This window comes from Deinococcus marmoris DSM 12784, assembly GCF_000701405.1.
GTDB lineage: Bacteria > Deinococcota > Deinococci > Deinococcales > Deinococcaceae > Deinococcus > Deinococcus marmoris.
This window is the reverse complement of the sequence record NZ_JNIV01000019.1, coordinates 23822-42348: the sequence shown is the minus strand read 5'-3', so window position 1 is coordinate 42348 and position 18527 is coordinate 23822. Positions and strand designations below refer to the sequence as shown.

The following is an 18527-nucleotide window of genomic DNA, read 5'->3' as shown; positions in this document are numbered from 1 at the left end:
CCGGACGGTCCCCCGGCTTACGCCTTGCTGGCTCCGCTGGTCAGGTCGCGCATCCAGGTGGTGTCGCCGGGGCGCTGGCCGCCGGAGCGGTACGCCTTGACCTGCGGCGCGTCGGGAATATCGCCCATGACCAGGGCCATCGGCACCTGGGTAAAACCGAAGGTACTCCAGTCGCCGCCGCTGCTGAACATGTAGATGGCGCGGTCCCCCCGGCCCTGGGCGTACTCGGTGGCGCTCATGATCAGCCGCCGTCCCAGACCCCCACCCCGCGCGTCCGGCATCACGGCTGCGCCGCGCAGCAGCGAGGCCCCATCGCCGTGTTCCAGGCCAATCGCGCCGATGGGCTGGCCGCCGCGCTCCATCACCCAGTAGGTGGTGCCCGTCGCCATCGCCTCGTCGGTGTCCAGCCCAGCCTCGTGAAACACGCGCACCACGGTGTCCTTGTCGCTGGCCGCAGCCAGCCTGATCTGAATATTCTGATCGGTCATGGGAAATTCCTCCGGGAAAGAAAAGGGAAAGAATAGAAAATTCGCCGAGCGGTCCCGGCGCACCTGAATTGAGAACGTCGGAAGAATAGCGCACGTCCCGCGCCCGTGGCAGGCGTCCGGGCAGGGCTAACGCAAAGTCGATTGTGGGGTGGGCAGTCCCGCTTAACCCCTCCGGCCCTACGGGCCACCTCCCCTTAGAAGGGAGGCAAGGAGATTGCCGCGCTGCACGTTCTTTTGCACCCCTTGGCTCCCTTTTGAGGGGAGCTGGCTGCGAAGCAGACTGAGGGGTTTGCCTTCCGGTTTGCCGCACTTCTACCCCCTGAAGCTGACTTTGCAGTAGCCCTGGGCGTCCGGGGGTCACGTCCGGCCCGCAGTCGATTCATGATTCAATTCACGCTTCCACGCCTGCTCGCCGTGAATCCAGCCTTTCAGCAGCCCACTTCTGACCTGGGACGTGTCCGGCAGCGCGGCGCTGATCTCGTCCACGCCCACCGGAACAAAGCCGAAGCGCCCCCAGTAATCCCCAGCCTCCTGGCTGAACAGGTACACAGCCCGGTCCCCGCGCAGGCTGGCGTGCGTCAGCGCCGAGGTCACCAGCGCGCGGCCCAGCCCCTGAGAACGCGCCTCCGGGAGAACGGCAGTCGAGCGGATCAGCGAGACCCCCTCGCCGTGTTCCAGGCCAATGCAGCCGCCCGGCACGCCGTTCAGCTCCGCGATCCAGTAGGTGCTCCCCTGCGGTGTGACGCTCTGGGTGTGCAGCCCGCAGCCGTCCAGCAGCGCGAGGACGGTGGGAAAATCTGCGGGCGCGGCCTGGCGCAGCTTGACGTGCATCTGGGAAAGAGGTGGGTGGGAGTTGGGGATGTTGGTGGGGGTCATGGGGGAACCTCTGGAGGGACTTTGTTGACTTTTGAGCTGAAGGTAAACCCCTCAGTCCGCTGCGCGGCCAGCTCCCCTTAAAGGGAGCCAAGGAGCTGTTGTCGTCGGTCCTCGGCCTGGGCCGCCGCTTTCAGGAAATAGCGCAGGCCCGCGCCCGCCGAGGCGTCCGTGTTCCAGCGCGGAATGACGTGCAGATGGACGTGGGGAATATGCGCCCCACCCGCTGGGAAGACGTTCCAGCCGACTGTGTAGCCATCTGGTTTGACTGTGGCCTCTAGATGGGTGCGGACCTCAGCCAGCAGCTCATGGGCGGCAGAAGCCTCAGCGGGGGTCAGGTCAAATACAGTTTCGCAGGGGCGGCGGGTGACGATATAGCCAGAAGCGCGGAGACCATCGCTGTAACGTGAGTCCTGCACGTACACGCACAACTCGTTTGCCAGCACCACCTCAGCGCCCACGAACGTGGCCCGCGTGGACAGCGGATTGTCCTGCGGATGCGCCAGCCAGTGCGCCCACTCCTCCTGCCGCTTGCCCAGGAGGGTGCCGTCGAGATTGACCGTCACGTCCATCAGTTCGCCGCCAGCCCCAGCGCCAGTTTCGCCGCGTCCACCGCCTCACGCACCCGCTTGGGCGCAGTGCCGCCGTAGCTCTGACGGCCTGCCACGCTTTCTTCCACGGTCAGCGAGGCCGCGACTTCGGCATTCAGCAAAGGATGAGCAGCTTTCAATTCCTCGTCGGTCAGTTCCCACAACTGGCGGCCACTGCGTGAGGCCACGCCCACCAGACCGCCCACCACCTCATGCGCCTCGCGGAAAGGGACGCCCTGGCGGGCCAGGAAATCGGCGACATCGGTGGCCGTGCTGTAGCCCCGCGCCGCCGCCTCGCGGGTCTTCTCGGCGTGCCACTCGCATTTGGGCAGCATGTCGGCGTACAGGCGCAGCACGATGGACAAGGTGTCGTAGCTGTCAAACACACCCTCCTTATCCTCCTGCAAGTCCTTGTTGTAGGCCAGCGGCGTTCCCTTGACCACCGTCAGCAGGCCCATCAGGTTGCCAAACACACGGCCCGCCTTGCCGCGCGCCAGTTCGGACACGTCGGGGTTCTTCTTCTGCGGCATGATGCTGCTACCCGTGGTGTGCGAATCCGGCAGGGTCAGGAAGCCGAACTCGAAGGTGCTGTACAGAATCAGTTCTTCCGAAAGGCGCGAGATATGGGCGGACAGGATGGCGCAGGCGCTCAGAAATTCCAGCGCGAAGTCCCGGCTGCCCACGCCGTCCAGGGAATTGGCGGTAGGGCGGGCAAAACCCAGCGCGGTAGACACGGTGTGGCGGTCAATCGGCCACGGCGTCCCGGCCAGTGCGGAGCTGCCCAGCGGCGACTCGTCCATGCGAACGGCAGCGTCCAGAAAGCGGCCCTCGTCGCGCTCCAGCATGGCGGCGTAGGCCATGAACCAGTGCGCCAGCAGGATGGGCTGGGCCACCTGAAGGTGCGTGTAACCGGGCAGGATGATGCCCGCATCCAGCGCCCGCTCGGCCTCCGCCACCATCACGGCGCGTAAGGCACGGGTCTGGGCGGCCAGATCGTGTGCCGCTTCCTTGGTGAACAACCGGAAATCCACCGCCACCTGATCGTTGCGGCTGCGCGCAGTATGCAGCTTGCCCGCCACTGGGCCGATGCGGTCCCGCAGCGCGGCCTCGATGTTCATATGCACGTCTTCGCGGTCCAGACGCCACTCGAACTCTCCAGCGTGAATGTCGTCCAGCACGGCATTCAGACCGCCCGTGATCTGCGCGACCTCCTCGGCGGTCAGGATGTCCACCTGCCCCAGCATGGCGACGTGGGCCAGCGAACCGCGAATGTCCTGCTCGTACAGGCGCTGGTCAAAGGACACGGAGGCGTTAAACAGTTCCACGAGGCTGTCGGTGGCCTCGGCAAAACGGCCTCCCCAGAGTTTCTTGTCTTTGGTATTCGTCATGTCACAACCTTTTGAAGGGGACTTTGAATGGCCTTCACCAGCACCACTGGTACCGGACTCCCCGGACTGGCAAACGCATAAATTTCATCCGCCTGCACGTATCCCAGCCGCTCGTAATACGGCACAACCTCTAAATTGAACTGCGAGACAGCCAGCAGCACCCGCCCGAATCCGCGTTCAGAAGCGAACTGTTCCACCGCCCGCACCAGCGCCACGCCGATGCCCTGGCCGCGATACCGGGGCAAGGTGGCGAGTTTATTCAGCGTCAGCGTGTCTTCCCCATCCGGGCGAAAGCCGACGCAGCCGCAGACCTTTCCGCCATCGACGGCCACGAATCCGCCTAAGCCGGGAGCAAACAGCGATTGCTCCAGCCCCTCCAGCGTCGTGCGGTTCCAGCTTGAGCGGGGGTCCATGTCCGCCGCCATCATCACGGCGTGGAAGGCGCGCAGATCGGCGGCGATCACGGGGCGAATCACGACGGCTCCAGAGTCAGGCGCATCTCGTTGGTGGAAACAAAACCCAGCTTGAGATACGTGGGCCTCCCCGCGTCGGAGGCGTGCAAGCTGACCTGTTCCACGCCGCGCGCCCGGCATTCGGCCAGCAGAACCTGCATCAGATATCGGGCCAGCCCTTGCCCCCGATGTTCCGGGGCCACATAAACGTTCTGGATATAGGCCCGGAGCGGGGTCACGGTGCGCGGGCTGGGCGGAAGCATCTGCCAGGAAACGCCCGCACCCGCCATGACTTCCCCGTCTTTCTCGACCAGGATGCCGGAATACGTGCTGTCGGCCAGTGCGCCGCGCAACCACTCCAGACTGGGGGCAGAACTCGCCTGTACCCGCGCCACGTCGCTGCCCATGTCGGTGAACATGGCGTCGCGCTGGGCCTGGATCAGTTCAGCGTCGGCCAGAGTGGCGGCGCGCAGGGTGAGGCCGGGCGGCAGAGTCACGCTCAGACCTTCGCCGCGTCCTTCTGCCCAGCCCTGGCCTGCACCCGCGCCTGCACGCGCATCCGCAGGGCATTCAGTTTGATAAATGCTCCGGCGTCGTGCTGGTTGTAGTCGCCGCCCGCCTCAAAGCTCACGAGGTCCTTGTCGTACAGGCTCTGCGGCGCTTTGCGGCCCACCGTGTCGCAGTTGCCCTTGTACAGCTTCAACCGGGCCGTACCCGTGACCGACTGCGCCACGTGATCAATGTAAACCTGCAACGCCTCGCGCTCGGGGGCGAACCAGAAGCCGTTATAGACCAGTTCGGCGTACTTCACACCCAGGGCGTCGCGCTGGTGCAGCACCTCGCGGTCAAGGGTCAGGCTTTCCACGGCGCGGCGGGCGTGGTACAGCAACGTGCCGCCGGGGGTCTCGTACACGCCGCGCGACTTCATGCCCACAAAGCGGTTTTCCACCAGATCAATGCGCCCGATGCCGTGCTTGCCGCCAATCTCGTTGGCCTTCTGGAGCAGGTCTGCGGGAGAAAGCTTTTCGCCGTCAATGCTCACCGGATCGCCGTTCACGAATTCCACTTCCACGTATTGCGCCTCGTCGGGAGCGTCCTCGGGATTCACCGTCAGCTTGAACATGTGGGCGGGGGCTTCCGTCCAGGGGTCTTCCAGAATGCCGCCCTCGTAGCTGATGTGCAGCATGTTGGCGTCGGTACTCCAGGGGTCTTTCTTGGTGGTGGGAACGGGGATGTTGTGTTCATGCGCGAAGGCTTCCAGATCGGCGCGGCCCTGGAAGTCCCAGTCGCGCCACGGGGCCACGGTCACGATGTCGGGATTCAGCGCGTAGGCGGTCATCTCGAAGCGCACCTGATCGTTGCCCTTGCCCGTCGCGCCGTGCGACACGGCCACCGCACCCTCTTTGGCCGCAATTTCCACCATTTTCTTGGCGATCAGCGGGCGGGCGATGGACGTGCCCAGCAGGTAATAGCCCTCGTACAGCGCAGAGGACCGGAACATTGGAAACACGTAATCGCGCACGAATTCCTCGCGCAGGTCCAGCGCGTAGGCGGCCACCGCACCCGTATTCAGCGCCTTGACGCGGGCTTCCTCTACCTCGTCGCCCTGGCCCAGATCGGCAGTGAAGCACACCACGTCGTAATTGCGCTCGGTCTGGAGCCACTTGAGGATGATGCTGGTGTCCAGGCCACCGCTGTAGGCGAGGACGATTTTTTCGCGGCTGCTGGCGGCTGTGCTGTTGGGGTCAGTCATGGCTTGATTGTCTCCTAGAAAGGTCAGGCAACGCAAAAGCCCGGCGCATGACAGCGCCGCCCATTCCCGCAGTGTCAATCACAAGCTGCGGGTCAGGCGGAATCTTTAGCGTCGGGAAATTGAGTCTGGTGTCATATGTATTGTTATGCGGTTTTTACGCATAGCTATACAGAATCTAGCAGGCTGGGCGTGGGGGGTCAAGCTGTCACAGACATTAGTTTGGACGGGTTTGAGGCTTGAGGTACCGATACGAAGATCAACGGATAAAAATAAGAAGGCCGCTCCCCACACCTCAGCGGCCTTCCAGATGAACTCCTCCATTTCTCAAAAATGGTTTTTAATGCAGCAGTTTTTAATGCAGCGAACGCGGGTTCAGTTCACCTGCGTGCGTTCGCATCCAGGATTTGACGCCGCTGGCCGCCGGGGTGTCGTGAACCAGAGCAGTCACGACGCCCGCGCCGAAGGGGCAGACCACCAGCACGCGGTCCCCGAACTCGATCTGCACCGCCTGCATGGGTTGCTGTCCGCCCAGATGCAGACTCAGGGACGCCGAGGTACTGCACAGAAAACCCAGGTAAGCCCCGAGCTGGGCGGGCAACTGGGCCGAACCCGCGATCAGCTCGCCCTGTTCGCCGAACACGCACGACGACAGCACACCGGGCAGCAGGTTGATTCCGCCCACACACGCCTGAGCGGCCTGAAAGCTCAGTTCGGGCGCTTGCAGAACCGGGGTGCTGGGCAGCAGACCGTCATCACCGTCCTCCTGCTCCGCACCGGAAGCGTCGTCCACATCACCGTTTAACCAGCCTGGCAGCGACGAGAGCAGCACCTCGGATTGCAGGGGCTTGCGCATCACGTCCAGCACGCCCAGTTCGCGGGCCTGACGGCGCAGGCTGTCCTCCACGATGCCGCTCATCAGGACCACGGACAGCTCCGGGCGGCCCTCTCGCAGCCTGCGGGCCAGTTCCAGGCCGTCCATGCCCGGCATCCGCACGTCGCTGAGGACCAGCGCGGTGTCGGAGGTCAGCACCTCCAGCGCGGCGTGGGCACTGCTCGCCATCTGCACGCTGACGTGAGGCGAGAGCAGCCGGTGCATGGTGAGCAGAACACCGGGGCTGTCGTCAACGATCAGCACCGAGGGATGGGGGGAGGAGGCCGTCATAGTTCCCAGAGCCTAAGCAGGCGGCTGTATCGCGCGCCTTACGTCATTCGCTGATAAAGGTGAGAACTTCACATGGATTTCTTAAGATGCGGACTTCTTCATGAAGCTGGGCGTGCGTTGGGCCTGAAATACGCTGTGTCGCTCGAAATGCCGGGTTCTCGACTCTGGCGTTCGGGAGAAGACCTCCCGCCCTTCCAATCCCAGCCGACTCAACCCCCACCAACCTGACCCCAGCCGTCTCCGTTCAGGGCCGGGCCTGATGGTCCGGGTGGGCGCTGGGCGTCTCCTGACCCTCGGGCAGCGGCGGCACCGGGCAGGGTTTGCCGTCCCCGTCCACGGCGACGAAGACGAAGGTGCCCGTCGTGGCCAGTTCCTGCTCGCCGGTGGTCATGGTCTCGCGGTACACGTCCACCCGCACGGTCATGCTGCTGCGGCCCACCCGGACCACCTGCGCGTCCAGAGCCACGGCGTCTCCCACCCGGATCGGCAGCCGGAAATCCACACCGTCCATACGCGCCGTGACCACATTGCCGCCGCCGTGCCGCACCGCCGCGACGCTGGCAGCCTTGTCCATCAGAGACAGCACCCAGCCGCCAAACGCCGTACCCAGATAATTGGTGTCCTTGGGAAACACCAGTTCCAGCATGCGGGCGCGGCTGCGCGGGGCCGGGGTGATGGGAGGCGGGGCGGCGGCATTTTTGGGGAGGGAACCAGTCATTGCCCCGAGTCTAGTGCCCCCCAGTGCCAAGTCGCCGAGTGCAATATCACCTGGCGCAGTCCCCAGGAATACAGCGCGGCAAGTCGTGTCAGGCGGCGGTGGACCGCCTTTTAAAGGTCTGCCCATCCCCCACCTCTCAACTGGGAACTTCATCAATTGGGGGCAGAGCATTTGACACCCCCGCCTGCCCATGACAGCATGTGTTCCACGCACAACTTGTACTGCGTCCAGCGTATTTGGCACCGTCCACTACGACTCTGGATTACGGAGGTTCACCCATGAAGACCAGACTTCTGTTCCCTGCCCTCGTTTTAGCTTTGGCCAGCTCCGCCCTCGCCGATAAGGTCGTCAATATCGGCTACTCCGGCCCCCTCTCGGGCGGCGCGGCCTTTTACGGCAAAGATGTCCAGAGCGGCATCGAGATGGGCATCAACGACATCAACAAGGCGGGCGGCGTGACCGTGGCCGGCGAGAAGGTCACCTTCAAGCTGGTCAGCCTGGATGACCGCTACCTGCCCAACGAGACGGCCACCAACGTCAAGCGACTGACCTCGCAGGGCATTGACATCATTTTTGTGCCGCACGCCGGGGGCATCCTGACCGTGCAGCCGCTGACCACCCGCGATCCGTCCTTCCTGCTGGTGGCCTACTCCAGCGAACCCGCGATCCTGGCCGCCAAGAACCCGCTGACCTTCATGCTGCCGCCGCGCTACGACAACTACCTGCAACCCTTCGTGTCCACGCAGATCAAGGCCTTCGGCAAGAAGCTGGGCATGATCGGCACCACCAGCGCCTACGGCAAGCAGTGGGCCGAGGCCGTGACCGGCGAGTGGAAGAAGCAGGGCGGCACCGTGGGCAGCAACAACGGCGTCGATTACGGCACCACCGTGGACTACAGCGCCGCCGTGACCAAGGCCCTGTCCGAGAAGCCCGACGTGCTGTTTATCGGCGGCCCCAGCCAGCCCACCGCGCTGGTGGTCAAGGCCGCCCGTGAGCAGGGCTTCAAGGGCGGCTTCATCGTGATGGATCAGGCCAAGTTCGAGCAGATGGACCAGATCGTGCCGGTGGCCTACCTGAACGGCTCCGTGGGCGTGCTGCCCACCAAGGAGTTCGCCGGAACGCAGGTCTTCGTGGCGCAGTACCAGAAGGCGTACAAGAAGATTCCCACCAGTGAAGCGGCCCTGAACTACATGGGGATCAACGTGCTGGCCAAGGCGATGGAGCTGGCCGGAACCACCACCGATCCGGTCAAGATCAAGGCCAATCTGGACGCCGCCGCCAAGGCGCTGCCCCGCAGCAGCACCGTCTTCAAGATGCTGGGCGTGACCCCGGACGGCCACGCCGACGCCGAGTTCATCATCGCCAGCGTCAAGGACGGCAAGTACACCAAGCTGCGCGTCAGCAAGATCTTCAAATAGGGCGGCCAGGGCAGCGCTCAGGTTCTGCCTGAAAGCTGCCCTGCTGCCCGCGCCCCGACTGAGTTTTTCGGGGCGCGTTTTGATTGCCTGGAGGCGCATTAGTCCGGCTGAGTCAGTCTGCAAGCAAGTCTGTGGGTCACCTGCGAGAGTGTAAGCAGCAAACCAGACCAGCAACTTTTCTCAATCGTTTGAGTTCCGCCCTGATGCTGTAGTGCCTGATGCTTTATTGATGGTGAAACTGCGCCCTCTCGCCCCCTTCCCTGGAGGACCAACCCCTTGATCACTTTCCTGCAACAATTCCTGAATGCCCTGGCGCTGGGCGGGGTCTACGCGCTGGTGGCGCTGGGCCTGACCCTGGTATACGGCGTGATGCGCGTGCCCAATTTCGCGCACGGCGGGCTGTACATGCTGGGCGCGTACCTGACCTACGCCTCGCTGACCGGGCTGGGCATCGGCTACGTGCCGTCGCTGATCCTGGCGGCCATCGGCGTGGCGCTGCTGGCCGCCCTGATGGAACGGGTGATCTTTTATCCGCTGCGGAACGCGCCGCATGTGTCACCGATGATCGCCGCGATTGGCGTGCTGTTCTTCTTGGAGGCCGCCGTGCAATTGATCTGGGGGCCGGATTTCAAGCAGATTCCCGCGCCCATCAACGGCATCGTGGAAATCGGCGGCATCATCATCACCTGGCAGCGCGTGATCATCATCGCCGCCAGCGTGGTGGTCGTGGTGGGCCTGAACTACTTCCTGAAACGCACGCTGACGGGCGCAACCATCGAGGCCATGTCGCAGAACCGCGAGGGCGCGCGGCTGGTGGGCATCAACACCAACCGCGTGGGCGCGCTGACCTTCGCCATTTCTGGGTTGCTGGCGGCAGCGGCGGCGGCACTTATTGCCCCCACCCTGCTGGTCAGCCCCAGCATGGGCGAGGTCATGAATCTCAAGGTCTTTGCCATCATCATCCTGGGCGGCATGGGCAGTGTGCCAGGGGCGATTGTGGGCGCGTTTCTGCTGTCGTTTGCCGAAACCTTTGGCGGCGCGTACATCAGCCTGGACTTTGCCGACGTGATCGGCTTTGCCATGCTGGTGCTGGTGCTGGCGATCCGGCCCCAGGGCCTGTTCAAGAGGGGCACATGAAAGGCTGGATGTGGTGGGTGGCTGTGTTCGTTCTGGCCGCGCTGGTTCCTCTGTTCAACCCATCAGGGTACGTGCTGGACATCGGCGTGAACATCATGATCTACGCGATTCTGGCGTATGGCATGAACGTGCTGCTGGGCTACACCGGGCAATTGCCGCTGGCACACGCCGGATTCTTCGGAATCGGAGCTTACGCGACTGGCATCCTGACCCTCAAGGCGGGCTGGAGTTTCTGGCTGGCGTGGCCGGTGGCGGTGGCGATTACCGCGCTAGCCGGGCTGCTGCTGGGGCTGGTGGCCTTCCGTACTAAGGGCGACACGTTTGCCATCTTCAACCTGGGCGTGGGCGTGATCATCATGCTGGTCATCAACAAGTGGGACGCGCTGACCGGGGGCAACGACGGCCTGAACGGCATTCAACCTCCCGGCGGGCTGGAGGCACTAGCCAATGGTGTGGGCCTCAAGCTGTCGGGGGGCTTTTTCTATCTGGCGCTGATCAGTCTGGCGCTGACGGTCATCGCGGTGGCGCGGGCGCGGGGCAGCGTGTTCGGGCGTTCACTGATCGCCATTCGCGGCGGCGACGATCTGGCGCGCAGTGCGGGCATCGACGTGTACTCTCACAAGCTGCGGGCCATGATGCTGTCCACCGCCATCGCGGGCTTCGCGGGCGGGCTGTACGCCACCTCGCTGGGCTTCCTGGGTTCGGCGTCCACTGGGCCGATCCAGACCTTCACCATCCTGCTGTACCTGCTGGTGGGCGGGCTGGGAACGCTGGCCGGGCCGCTGCTGGGGCCTGCGCTGATGTACACGCTGGCGCAGAACCTCAAGGGATTGCAGGACTATCAATACATCATCTTTGGGCCGCTGCTGGTGCTGCTGATCATGTTCGCGCCGCAGGGACTGGTGGGCCTGTGGCACCGCCTGACCGCGCGCCGTACCCCGCCGCCTGCCGCGCCACCCGCCACGCCACCCCACCAGAAGGAGGTCACCCGTGCTGGAAGTTAAGGGGCTGGGCATCCGTTTCGGCGGCAACCACGCCGTTCAGGACGTGACCGCCAGCATCGAGGCCGGAAAGATCACCGCCATCATCGGGCCGAACGGGGCGGGCAAGAGTACCTTCTTCAACCTGATCTCCGGGTTTTATCAGCCCACCACGGGCAGCATTCATTTCATGGGGCAGGACATCACGCGACTGCCCACGCACGACGTGGTGGCGCGCGGCATTGCTCGCACCTTCCAGACCACCACCATCTACAAGGAACTGAGCGTGCTGGACAACGCCATGATCGGCCACCGCGTCCGCACCCGCGCCGGATTGTGGGACGCCCTGCTGCGAACCGGGCGCGAGAAGCACGACGAGGAGGAAAGCCACGTGGGGGGCATGGCCGCGCTGCAACGGGTGGGGCTGGCCGCGCAGGCGCATCTGCCTGCCGGGGCGCTGACGCAGGAGGGCCAGAAGCGCGTCGGGATTGCGATGGCCCTGTCCAGCGATCCCAAACTGCTGCTGCTGGACGAACCCGCCGCCGGGATGAACCCCGAGGAAACGGTCAACCTGATGGCCTTGATCCGTGAACTGGTGGTGGGCGGCCTGAGCGTGGCGCTGGTGGAACACAAGATGAGCCTGGTGATGGGTCTGGCCGACGAGATTCTGGTGATGCACCACGGCCAGAAGATCGCCGAGGGCACGCCCGCGCAGGTCAGCCGTGACCCCGCCGTGATCGAGGCGTATCTGGGCAGCCATGCCCACGGCGGGCAGATGGGGCAGGCCAGCAACGGGGACACTCCAGCCTCCACCACAGTTCCACTGATCAAGGATTCTAACCATGCTTGAGGTCCGCAATCTGAGCGTCAATTACGGCCATTTTACCGCCCTGCACGCCATTTCTCTGAATGTCAACCCCGGCGAGATCGTGGTGATGCTGGGGGCCAACGGCGCGGGCAAAAGCACGCTGTTTCGCACGCTGTCCGGTCTGCAACGGGCCAGCGGCGGCACGGCCAGTTGGAACGGCACGCCGCTGACGGGCGGCAAACCTGAATACAACGTGGAACACGGCGTCGCGCAGTGTCCCGAGGGTCGCCTGCTGTTTCCCGAACTGAGCGTGGAGAAGAACCTGCGGCTGGGCGCGTTCGTTCACCGCAAGGACGCGGCAGGCACCAACAAGGAGCTGGAGCGCGTTTATACCCTGTTTCCCGATCTGGTGCAGAAGCGGAGCGCCCCCGCCGGAAGCCTGTCCGGGGGGCAACAGCAGATGGTGGCGATTGCCCGCTCCCTGATGGCCCGCCCGCAACTGCTGCTGCTGGACGAACCCAGCCTGGGCCTCGCGCCGATGGTGGTGGAACAGGTCTTCGCGGCCATCCAGCGCGTCAACGAGGCCGGGGTCAGCGTGCTGCTGGCCGAGCAGAACGCCTACGCTGCCCTGGACATCGCGCACCGGGGCTACGTGATGGAAAGCGGCGTGCTGACCTTGCAGGGCACCCAGCAGGAACTGATGACGGATGACCGGGTTCGGAGCGCTTACCTGGGGGTGTAGTCAGGACAGGGGGAGGGGGCAATCTGCCTCTCCCCCCGAGAACACTCAGAAGCGGGCGATCCTCAAACGAGGTTCGCCTCTTTTTCTTCCCCCACCTTTCCCTTTTGTCCGGCCCACAGCCGCCCGGCCACCGCCAATGCCAGCACCGCCCCCAGCAGCGTGACCGCGAAGGCCAGCGTGAAGGCCCCGTCCAGCGGGCGTACGCGGGCGATCAGTGCGCCGCCCACGCCTGCGGCCAGCGCCACCATCAACGATTCAATGTTGGCCAGTTGCCCGGACAGTTGCCCCGCGCCTTCCGGGCGAACGTTGGACATGGCGAACAGGGAAACGCTGGTGTAGCCGATGCCCATGCCCAGGCAGGCCAGCACCCAACTGGGGTAGATCACCCACAGTGGCACCACGCCCAGCACACCCAGGGCGGTCAGGGCCACTCCGACAGTTACGCCGCTCAGGCCAGCGCGGATGCGGGCGGGCCGCGACGCCTCGCCGCGCGCGTCCTCTATTCGCGCCTGAATCCACGACCCCAGGGTCCAGGTCACGCCGCCCAACGACAGCACGATGCCCGCCCCGGTCAGCGTCAGGCCGCGCAACTCGTTCAGGGCCAGCGGCAGAAAGGAACTGGTGCCCATGATGGCGAAAGCCGCCAGCCCCCGGACCATCAGGGCGCTGGGCAGGCCACTTTTAAAGCGCCACAGGCCCGCTGGGAACAGCACGCGGGTGCTGAGGCCCACGCCGATCAGGGCTACTGCGCCCAGCAGCAGACCCAGGATGTCGGCGCGGCGCAGACCTTCCACCAGCGCCCCTGCCGAGACGGCCAGCGCCAGTGCGGCCCACAGGACACGGCGGCTGCCCAGCGCGGCCTCACCCTTCTGCGGCTGCCGGACACGCACCCGCAGCGGCAGCACGCACATCGGGGCGCTGACGACCAGAACCGGCACCAGTCCCCAGAAGACCACGCGCCAGGACCACGTATCGGCCATCACGCTGGCGATCAGCGGGCCGATTAAAGCTGGAAGGAGCCACGCGCTGGAAATGGCAGCCAGCATCTTTGCGCGGGCCTGCGGGGGGTAGCGGGTAGAAATGACGGCCCACGGCAGCGCGGCCAGCCCGCCTGCACCCAGGCCCTGAATCAGGCGGCCCAGCACGAAGATCAGCATGGTGGGAGACGCCGCCCCCACCAGCAGGCCAAAGGCGAACAGAACCAGCGCCAGCACTGCCCCGTAGGCCAGCCCGCGCCGGTCCGCCAGCACGCCGCCCAGCACCGCGCCGAACAGGCTGGACAGCAAAAAGGCGCTGGAGGCCCAGCCATACAGGGCCAGCCCGTTCAGTTGCTCGGCCACCCGGGGCAGCACCGTACTGACGGCCATGCTTTCAAAGGCGACGATCAGCACCACCAGCACCAGCCCCAGGCTCAGGGTGGGCGGCACAGCCGGAAGAGGGGTGGAATCGGGGGATACGGCGCTGCTCACGGGGCGCATCCTCGCACAGTCGGGGGCGGCGGGCTGTGGCCGTTGCGGCGGTAGGAGAGGAATGTGGCCTTTGCCGTCCAGCCAGTCCGCGCACTCCAGGCCCAGGCCAGAGGCCCAGTATTTTTAGACCCGTTTTTCAGGCACGTGTCCGGCAGCCCCTGCTCCGGCCCTGTCTGACCCGCCCTCCCCTGCCCACCGTCCCACAGGCGCACACTGAACCATGCCCGAACTGTTGCCCCGCGCCCGCGCCTCGCGGGAGAGTGTGTTTGCCCGCATGAGCCGCCTGGCCGCGCAGTACGGGGCCGTCAATCTGGGCCAGGGCTTTCCCGCCGATTCTCCCCCGGCCTTCCTGCTTGAAGCGGCGCGGCGGGCGGTGGGCACGATGGACCAGTACAGCCCCCCCGCCGGATTGCCCGCCCTGCGCGACGCCATCGGCGCGGACCTGGGGGTGGACGGCGCGGACGTGATCGTCACCAGCGGCGCAACCGAGGCCCTGAACGTGCTGGCCCTGTCGCTGTACGGCCCCGGTGATGAAGTGCTGATGCTGGAGCCGGTCTTCGACGTGTACGTGCCCCAGACGCTGCTGGCCGGGGCTGTGCCCGTCACGGTCCCCATGACCCTGAGCGAGCTGGGCGGCTGGTCCCTGAATCTGGAGGCCCTGAAAGCCGCCGTGACGCCGCGCACACGGGCGCTGCTGCTGAACAGCCCCTATAACCCCACTGGCACAGTCTTTTCCCGCGAGGAACTGGCGGAGATCGTAATCCTGGCGCGCACCCATGACCTGTGGATCATCAGCGATGAGGTCTACGACGAACTGTATTTCGGGGAACGGCCCGTCTCCATGCGGGAACTGGCCCCCGAACGTACCTTTACCGTGGGCAGCGCGGGCAAGCGGCTGGAGGCCACCGGCTGGCGCGTGGGCTGGATCGCGTGCCCTGCTGGGGAAGCTGGGGCAGGCGTGGCCACGAACATCGCCGGGGTGCGCCAGCAGGGATCGTTCTGTTCGCCCACGCCCCTCCAGGCGGCGGTAGCCTCAGCCCTTCCGCTCGCCCGTGCCGAGGGCTTTTACGAGGGCCTTCGTGCCGAATACAGCGCCCGGCAGACCTTGCTGGCAGACGGTCTGCGCGGTCTGGGGGCCACCGTGTTCATGCCGCGCGGCACCTATTTCCTCACGGCGCTGCATCCCGACTGGAGCGCCGAGACGCTGGTGGAACGCGGCGTCGCGGTCATTCCCGGCGAGGCGTTCTACTGGCAGCACCCCGCGCCGCAGGGCCTGCTGCGCGTCGCCTTCTGCAAATCAAGGGACGAGATCGCGCGGGCGCTGGAACGGCTCTCGGCGGTCACGCCAGCCCCTCAAAAAAGCAAGACAGGCCCCAAAGAATAAGTAAGCCCTAAAGGCCACTGTTCGTTTCTGTAAAGGGCCTCACCTTTTACAACCAGGGCAACCTCGTTATGGTGAGCTTATGAAGAAAGCTGCCCTGACCCTCCTGGCGCTCGCCGCCGTTTCCTCCGCCTCCGCCGCCACGTATGTCGGCGGTTCCGTCGGCTCCGGCCTGAGCGTGCATTACCAGAACGATCTGACCAGCAACTCGGCCATCCGCTACGGCCTGAACCTGGACGCCATCAACTTTAACTTCAATGCCCTGTCCGTCAACGCCAGCGTGGACTACCTGGCCGACTTCGCCGCAGCCAGCTCACTGGGCGGCTTTACCCCGTACTACGGCGTCGGTCTGGGCGCAGGTGCAGGGCTGGGCAGCAACGTGGGCCTGAGCGTCTATCCGCACGCCACCTTGGGCCTGCGTTACAACATCTCCGCGCCGCTCAGCGTCTTCGTCGAGGGCAATGCCGGAGCCTACGTGCGCGTGGGCAGCGGGGCGAACACCACCAGCGTCGGCCTGGGCAGCACTGCCCGCATCGGCCTGAACTACCGCCTGCCCTGAGTTTAACCAGCACTTTAACCAGCATTGAAAACCCCCACCCAACTTACGGGCGGGGGTTTTCAATTGAGCGGGCGGATCAGAGGTTCACTTGACGGTGAGGTTCCCCTGTTCCATCGTCACAGCCAGATCAACCTTATATTTAGCCGTCGCGAAGTTGGCACTCTGGTACATGCCGTCAAACTCCAGTCCGTCGGCCACCGTCTTGCCGTTGATGACCAATGCTCCCTGGGTAAATTTCTTGACCTCCAGGCGAATACCTGTGTTCGGCGGCAGGGTGACGGTCAGGTCTCCCTGTAACTGCTGCACTGCCGCTTTCAGATTGGCAGCAGGCAGCTTCAATTGCAGGCTGCCGAGTTTCTGGGTCACTTGCAGGCCCAGCAGCTTCAGCGACCGCAGGTCCAGACTGCTCTCGCCCTGACTGGCCTGAACCGTCAGGTTGATTGGCAACTTTGGACTCAATCCGATGGCCCAATCGCCCAGCGAATGCGAGGCCGACACGTAGGCCACGCCGTTCTTGATGGTGGGGTTGCGGACGCCCATGACGGGTGAGGCGCTGCTGCTGCCAGCCAGCGTCAGGTCCCCCAGCTCCTGCTTGAGTGTGATGTTGACGCTGCTGTAGCTGGCGGCCAGAGCAAAACTGGCGGTAGCGAGGGCCATCAGGGCGGGGGCGATCAGAGCAGGGGTATTTCGTTTCATGGGGCACATCCTTGAGAGGTTTTCAGGCGGTGCCGAGATGGAGGCGGCTGTCCAGGATAAGAGGGGACGGCAGCTTGCCCTCTCCGAACAGGGCAGGCATAGTAAGAGGCGCTACAAATTGGACTATAGCCCCTTCCCCTGTTCCCCTTTACCCGGAGGTCTGCCATGACGTCATTCCACATTCTTCCCCTGACCCTTGCCCTGCTGGGTTCCGCTGCTCTGGCCGCCGCGCCCAAGGACACGCTGGTCATCCAGCAGGCCGCCACTGTGACCACGCTGGACCCCACCGCCGCCTACGACACCTTCAGCCTTCAGGTGCTGGAAAACGTGTACGAGACGCTGTGGACCTACAAGGGAGCCAGCCTGACCCAGATGACGCCGTTGCTGGCCTCGGCGCTGCCCACCTACACGGACGGCGGCAGGACCCTGACAGTCAGCCTGCGAAAAGGGGTCAAATTCCACAGCGGCAACCCGATGACCTGCGCGGACGCCCAGTACACCTACCGCCGCGATCTGGTGACCAACAGCGCCGAATCGGCCAACTGGTTTATCAGCGACTCGCTGCTGGGCACGCGCGACAACGCCAAGACTGATAAGAGCGTCACCTGGGCGCGCATTGCCGGGGCCGTGAGCTGCAACGCACAGGGCCAACTGGTCTTCAAGCTGCCCAAGCCGGACCCGGCCTTCATGGCGAAGATGGCTTTTGCTGGAATGGGCGTGCTGGACAGCAAATGGGCGGCCAAACTGGGCGAGTGGAATGGCACGGAGGCCACCTGGCAGGTGTGGGTGGGCAAGGACGTGTCGGGCAGCAAGCTGAGCGCCCAGCCCAGCGGCACCGGGGCCTACCAGTTGCTGCGCCGCGACGCCGACAACATCCTGCTGACCGCCTTTCCCAGCTACTGGGGCGGCAAAGCGGCCATTTCCAACGTGATCATGCAGAAGGTGGGCGAACTGGCCGTGCGCCAGCAGGCGTTCCTGCGCGGCGACGCGGATCTGATCGAGGCCGGAACACGCACCAACGTGGAGGCGCAACTGAAGGGCAAGCCCGGCGTGACCGTGCTGGACAATCTGCCCAGTGCCGGGGCGCAGGCCCTGTTCATGAACAACAACATCAAGGGCGGCGCGGCGCTGGGCAGCGGCAAACTGGACGGCAAGGGCATCCCCGCCAACTTCTTCGCCGATACCGACGTGCGCCGGGCCTTCGCCTACGCCTTCGATTACGACGAATACATGCGCGACGTGCAGCGCGGCAAGGCGGTCAAGCGCACCATGCTGCTGCCCGACACCTTTCCCGGCTATTCCAAGGGGACCAAGACCTACAGCTATGACCCGGCGCAGGCCCAGGCCCTGTTCGAGAAGGCCAGGGGCGGCGAGGTCTGGAAGAACGGCTTTATCATCAACGCCAATTACCGCACCGGGCACATCGCCGGACAGGTGGCGCTGGAGTTGCTCAAGCGCAACGTGGAGGCCCTGAACCCCAGATTCCGCATCAATATCATTGAGGAACCGTGGGCCGAGCAGTCCAAGAAGATGCAGCAGGGCCTGGAAATCATGCTGCCGATGGGCTGGGGCGCGGACTACGCCGATCCCGACAACTTCGTGTACACCTTCTACAGCTCTGAAGGCTTTTTCTACCCCACCAACAACTGGAAAGACGCGGACGTGGACCGCTGGCTGGTTCAGGCCCGGGCCACTGTGGACCCCGCCGTCCGCGCGGGGCTGTACAGGCAGGTGGCGGACCGCGCCTACCAGCAGAGTCCGTTCATCGTGCTGCCTGCCGAAACCAACATCCGCCCCGTTCGCAGCAACCTTCAGGGCGCGTCAGCCGCCGCCTACAATCCCATGCGAAGCTTTGGCTTCACCGGAACGCTGTGGCGGGAGCTGAGTAAAAAGTAGGGCCGGGTCTGCCCAGG

The 18527-nt window shown here is 64.8% G+C and carries 19 protein-coding genes; 8 read left to right on the top strand and 11 right to left on the bottom strand.

Going from position 1 to position 18527, the window contains the following annotated elements; genetic code table 11:
- Nucleotides 1-17: 17 nt before the first annotated feature.
- From Q319_RS0106375 to Q319_RS0106335, 9 genes are all read right to left on the bottom strand, one after another.
- Nucleotides 18-488, bottom strand: coding sequence for a GNAT family N-acetyltransferase (locus Q319_RS0106375; RefSeq protein WP_029481252.1), 471 nt, complete (start codon nucleotides 486-488; stop codon nucleotides 18-20).
- Between the two features lie 357 nt (nucleotides 489-845).
- Nucleotides 846-1364 carry a GNAT family N-acetyltransferase gene (locus Q319_RS0106370; protein ID WP_051655156.1) on the bottom strand — a complete coding sequence of 173 codons (519 nt, stop codon included), beginning with the start codon at nucleotides 1362-1364 and terminating at the stop codon, nucleotides 846-848.
- 77 nt (nucleotides 1365-1441) lie between these two features.
- Nucleotides 1442-1933, bottom strand: coding sequence for an HIT family protein (locus Q319_RS0106365; protein ID WP_029481250.1), 492 nt, complete (start codon nucleotides 1931-1933; stop codon nucleotides 1442-1444).
- Nucleotides 1933-3339, bottom strand: a complete 1407-nt coding sequence (gene argH, locus Q319_RS0106360) for an argininosuccinate lyase (protein ID WP_029481249.1) — start codon at nucleotides 3337-3339, stop codon at nucleotides 1933-1935. The genes Q319_RS0106365 and argH overlap by 1 nt, the downstream gene beginning before the upstream one ends.
- A complete protein-coding gene (locus tag Q319_RS0106355) occupies nucleotides 3336-3815 on the bottom strand; it encodes a GNAT family N-acetyltransferase (RefSeq protein WP_029481248.1) in 480 nt (159 codons plus the stop codon). Before Q319_RS0106355 ends, argH begins: the two co-directional genes overlap by 4 nt.
- Entirely contained in the window at nucleotides 3812-4288 is a 477-nt protein-coding gene (locus tag Q319_RS0106350) for a GNAT family N-acetyltransferase (protein ID WP_029481247.1), read from the bottom strand. Before Q319_RS0106350 ends, Q319_RS0106355 begins: the two co-directional genes overlap by 4 nt.
- Before the next feature lie 2 nt (nucleotides 4289-4290).
- Nucleotides 4291-5544 carry an argininosuccinate synthase gene (locus Q319_RS0106345; protein WP_029481246.1) on the bottom strand — a complete coding sequence of 418 codons (1254 nt, stop codon included), beginning with the start codon at nucleotides 5542-5544 and terminating at the stop codon, nucleotides 4291-4293.
- 352 nt (nucleotides 5545-5896) lie between these two features.
- Entirely contained in the window at nucleotides 5897-6706 is an 810-nt protein-coding gene (locus Q319_RS25400; protein WP_051655155.1) for a response regulator, read from the bottom strand.
- Nucleotides 6707-6950: 244 nt separating this feature from the next.
- Nucleotides 6951-7424, bottom strand: a complete 474-nt coding sequence (locus tag Q319_RS0106335) for an acyl-CoA thioesterase (protein ID WP_051655154.1) — start codon at nucleotides 7422-7424, stop codon at nucleotides 6951-6953.
- 278 nt (nucleotides 7425-7702) lie between these two features.
- Here Q319_RS0106335 and Q319_RS0106330 point away from each other — a divergent pair, with 278 nt between their 5' ends.
- The 5 genes from Q319_RS0106330 (at nucleotide 7703) to Q319_RS0106310 (ending at nucleotide 12509) form a co-directional block, all read left to right on the top strand.
- Nucleotides 7703-8842 carry an ABC transporter substrate-binding protein gene (locus tag Q319_RS0106330; RefSeq protein WP_029481240.1) on the top strand — a complete coding sequence of 380 codons (1140 nt, stop codon included), beginning with the start codon at nucleotides 7703-7705 and terminating at the stop codon, nucleotides 8840-8842.
- 276 nt (nucleotides 8843-9118) lie between these two features.
- The gene (locus Q319_RS0106325) at nucleotides 9119-9979 is read left to right on the top strand and encodes a branched-chain amino acid ABC transporter permease (RefSeq protein ID WP_029481238.1); all 861 of its coding nucleotides are present in this window, start codon (nucleotides 9119-9121) and stop codon (nucleotides 9977-9979) included.
- Entirely contained in the window at nucleotides 9976-10983 is a 1008-nt protein-coding gene (locus Q319_RS0106320; RefSeq protein ID WP_029481237.1) for a branched-chain amino acid ABC transporter permease, read from the top strand. Before Q319_RS0106325 ends, Q319_RS0106320 begins: the two co-directional genes overlap by 4 nt.
- Nucleotides 10970-11809, top strand: a complete 840-nt coding sequence (locus Q319_RS0106315; RefSeq protein ID WP_034414058.1) for an ABC transporter ATP-binding protein — start codon at nucleotides 10970-10972, stop codon at nucleotides 11807-11809. Before Q319_RS0106320 ends, Q319_RS0106315 begins: the two co-directional genes overlap by 14 nt.
- Entirely contained in the window at nucleotides 11802-12509 is a 708-nt protein-coding gene (locus Q319_RS0106310; RefSeq protein WP_029481234.1) for an ABC transporter ATP-binding protein, read from the top strand. Before Q319_RS0106315 ends, Q319_RS0106310 begins: the two co-directional genes overlap by 8 nt.
- A gap of 62 nt (nucleotides 12510-12571) precedes the next feature.
- Here Q319_RS0106310 and Q319_RS0106305 read toward each other — a convergent pair whose 3' ends face one another.
- Nucleotides 12572-13978, bottom strand: coding sequence for an MFS transporter (locus Q319_RS0106305; RefSeq protein ID WP_245619008.1), 1407 nt, complete (start codon nucleotides 13976-13978; stop codon nucleotides 12572-12574).
- 220 nt (nucleotides 13979-14198) lie between these two features.
- Here Q319_RS0106305 and Q319_RS0106300 point away from each other — a divergent pair, with 220 nt between their 5' ends.
- On the top strand, nucleotides 14199-15362 hold the full coding sequence (locus tag Q319_RS0106300) for a pyridoxal phosphate-dependent aminotransferase (RefSeq protein ID WP_029481230.1): 1164 nt from the start codon (nucleotides 14199-14201) through the stop codon (nucleotides 15360-15362).
- 79 nt (nucleotides 15363-15441) lie between these two features.
- A complete protein-coding gene (locus Q319_RS0106295; RefSeq protein WP_029481229.1) occupies nucleotides 15442-15918 on the top strand; it encodes a hypothetical protein in 477 nt (158 codons plus the stop codon).
- Nucleotides 15919-16002: 84 nt separating this feature from the next.
- Here Q319_RS0106295 and Q319_RS0106290 read toward each other — a convergent pair whose 3' ends face one another.
- Complete coding sequence (locus tag Q319_RS0106290) at nucleotides 16003-16614, bottom strand: hypothetical protein (protein ID WP_051655152.1); 612 nt, start codon at nucleotides 16612-16614, stop codon at nucleotides 16003-16005.
- Between the two features lie 165 nt (nucleotides 16615-16779).
- Between Q319_RS0106290 and Q319_RS0106285 the strand changes: the two genes are divergently transcribed.
- Nucleotides 16780-18510, top strand: a complete 1731-nt coding sequence (locus tag Q319_RS0106285; RefSeq protein WP_029481227.1) for an ABC transporter substrate-binding protein — start codon at nucleotides 16780-16782, stop codon at nucleotides 18508-18510.
- The last annotated feature ends 17 nt before the right edge of the window (nucleotides 18511-18527 follow it).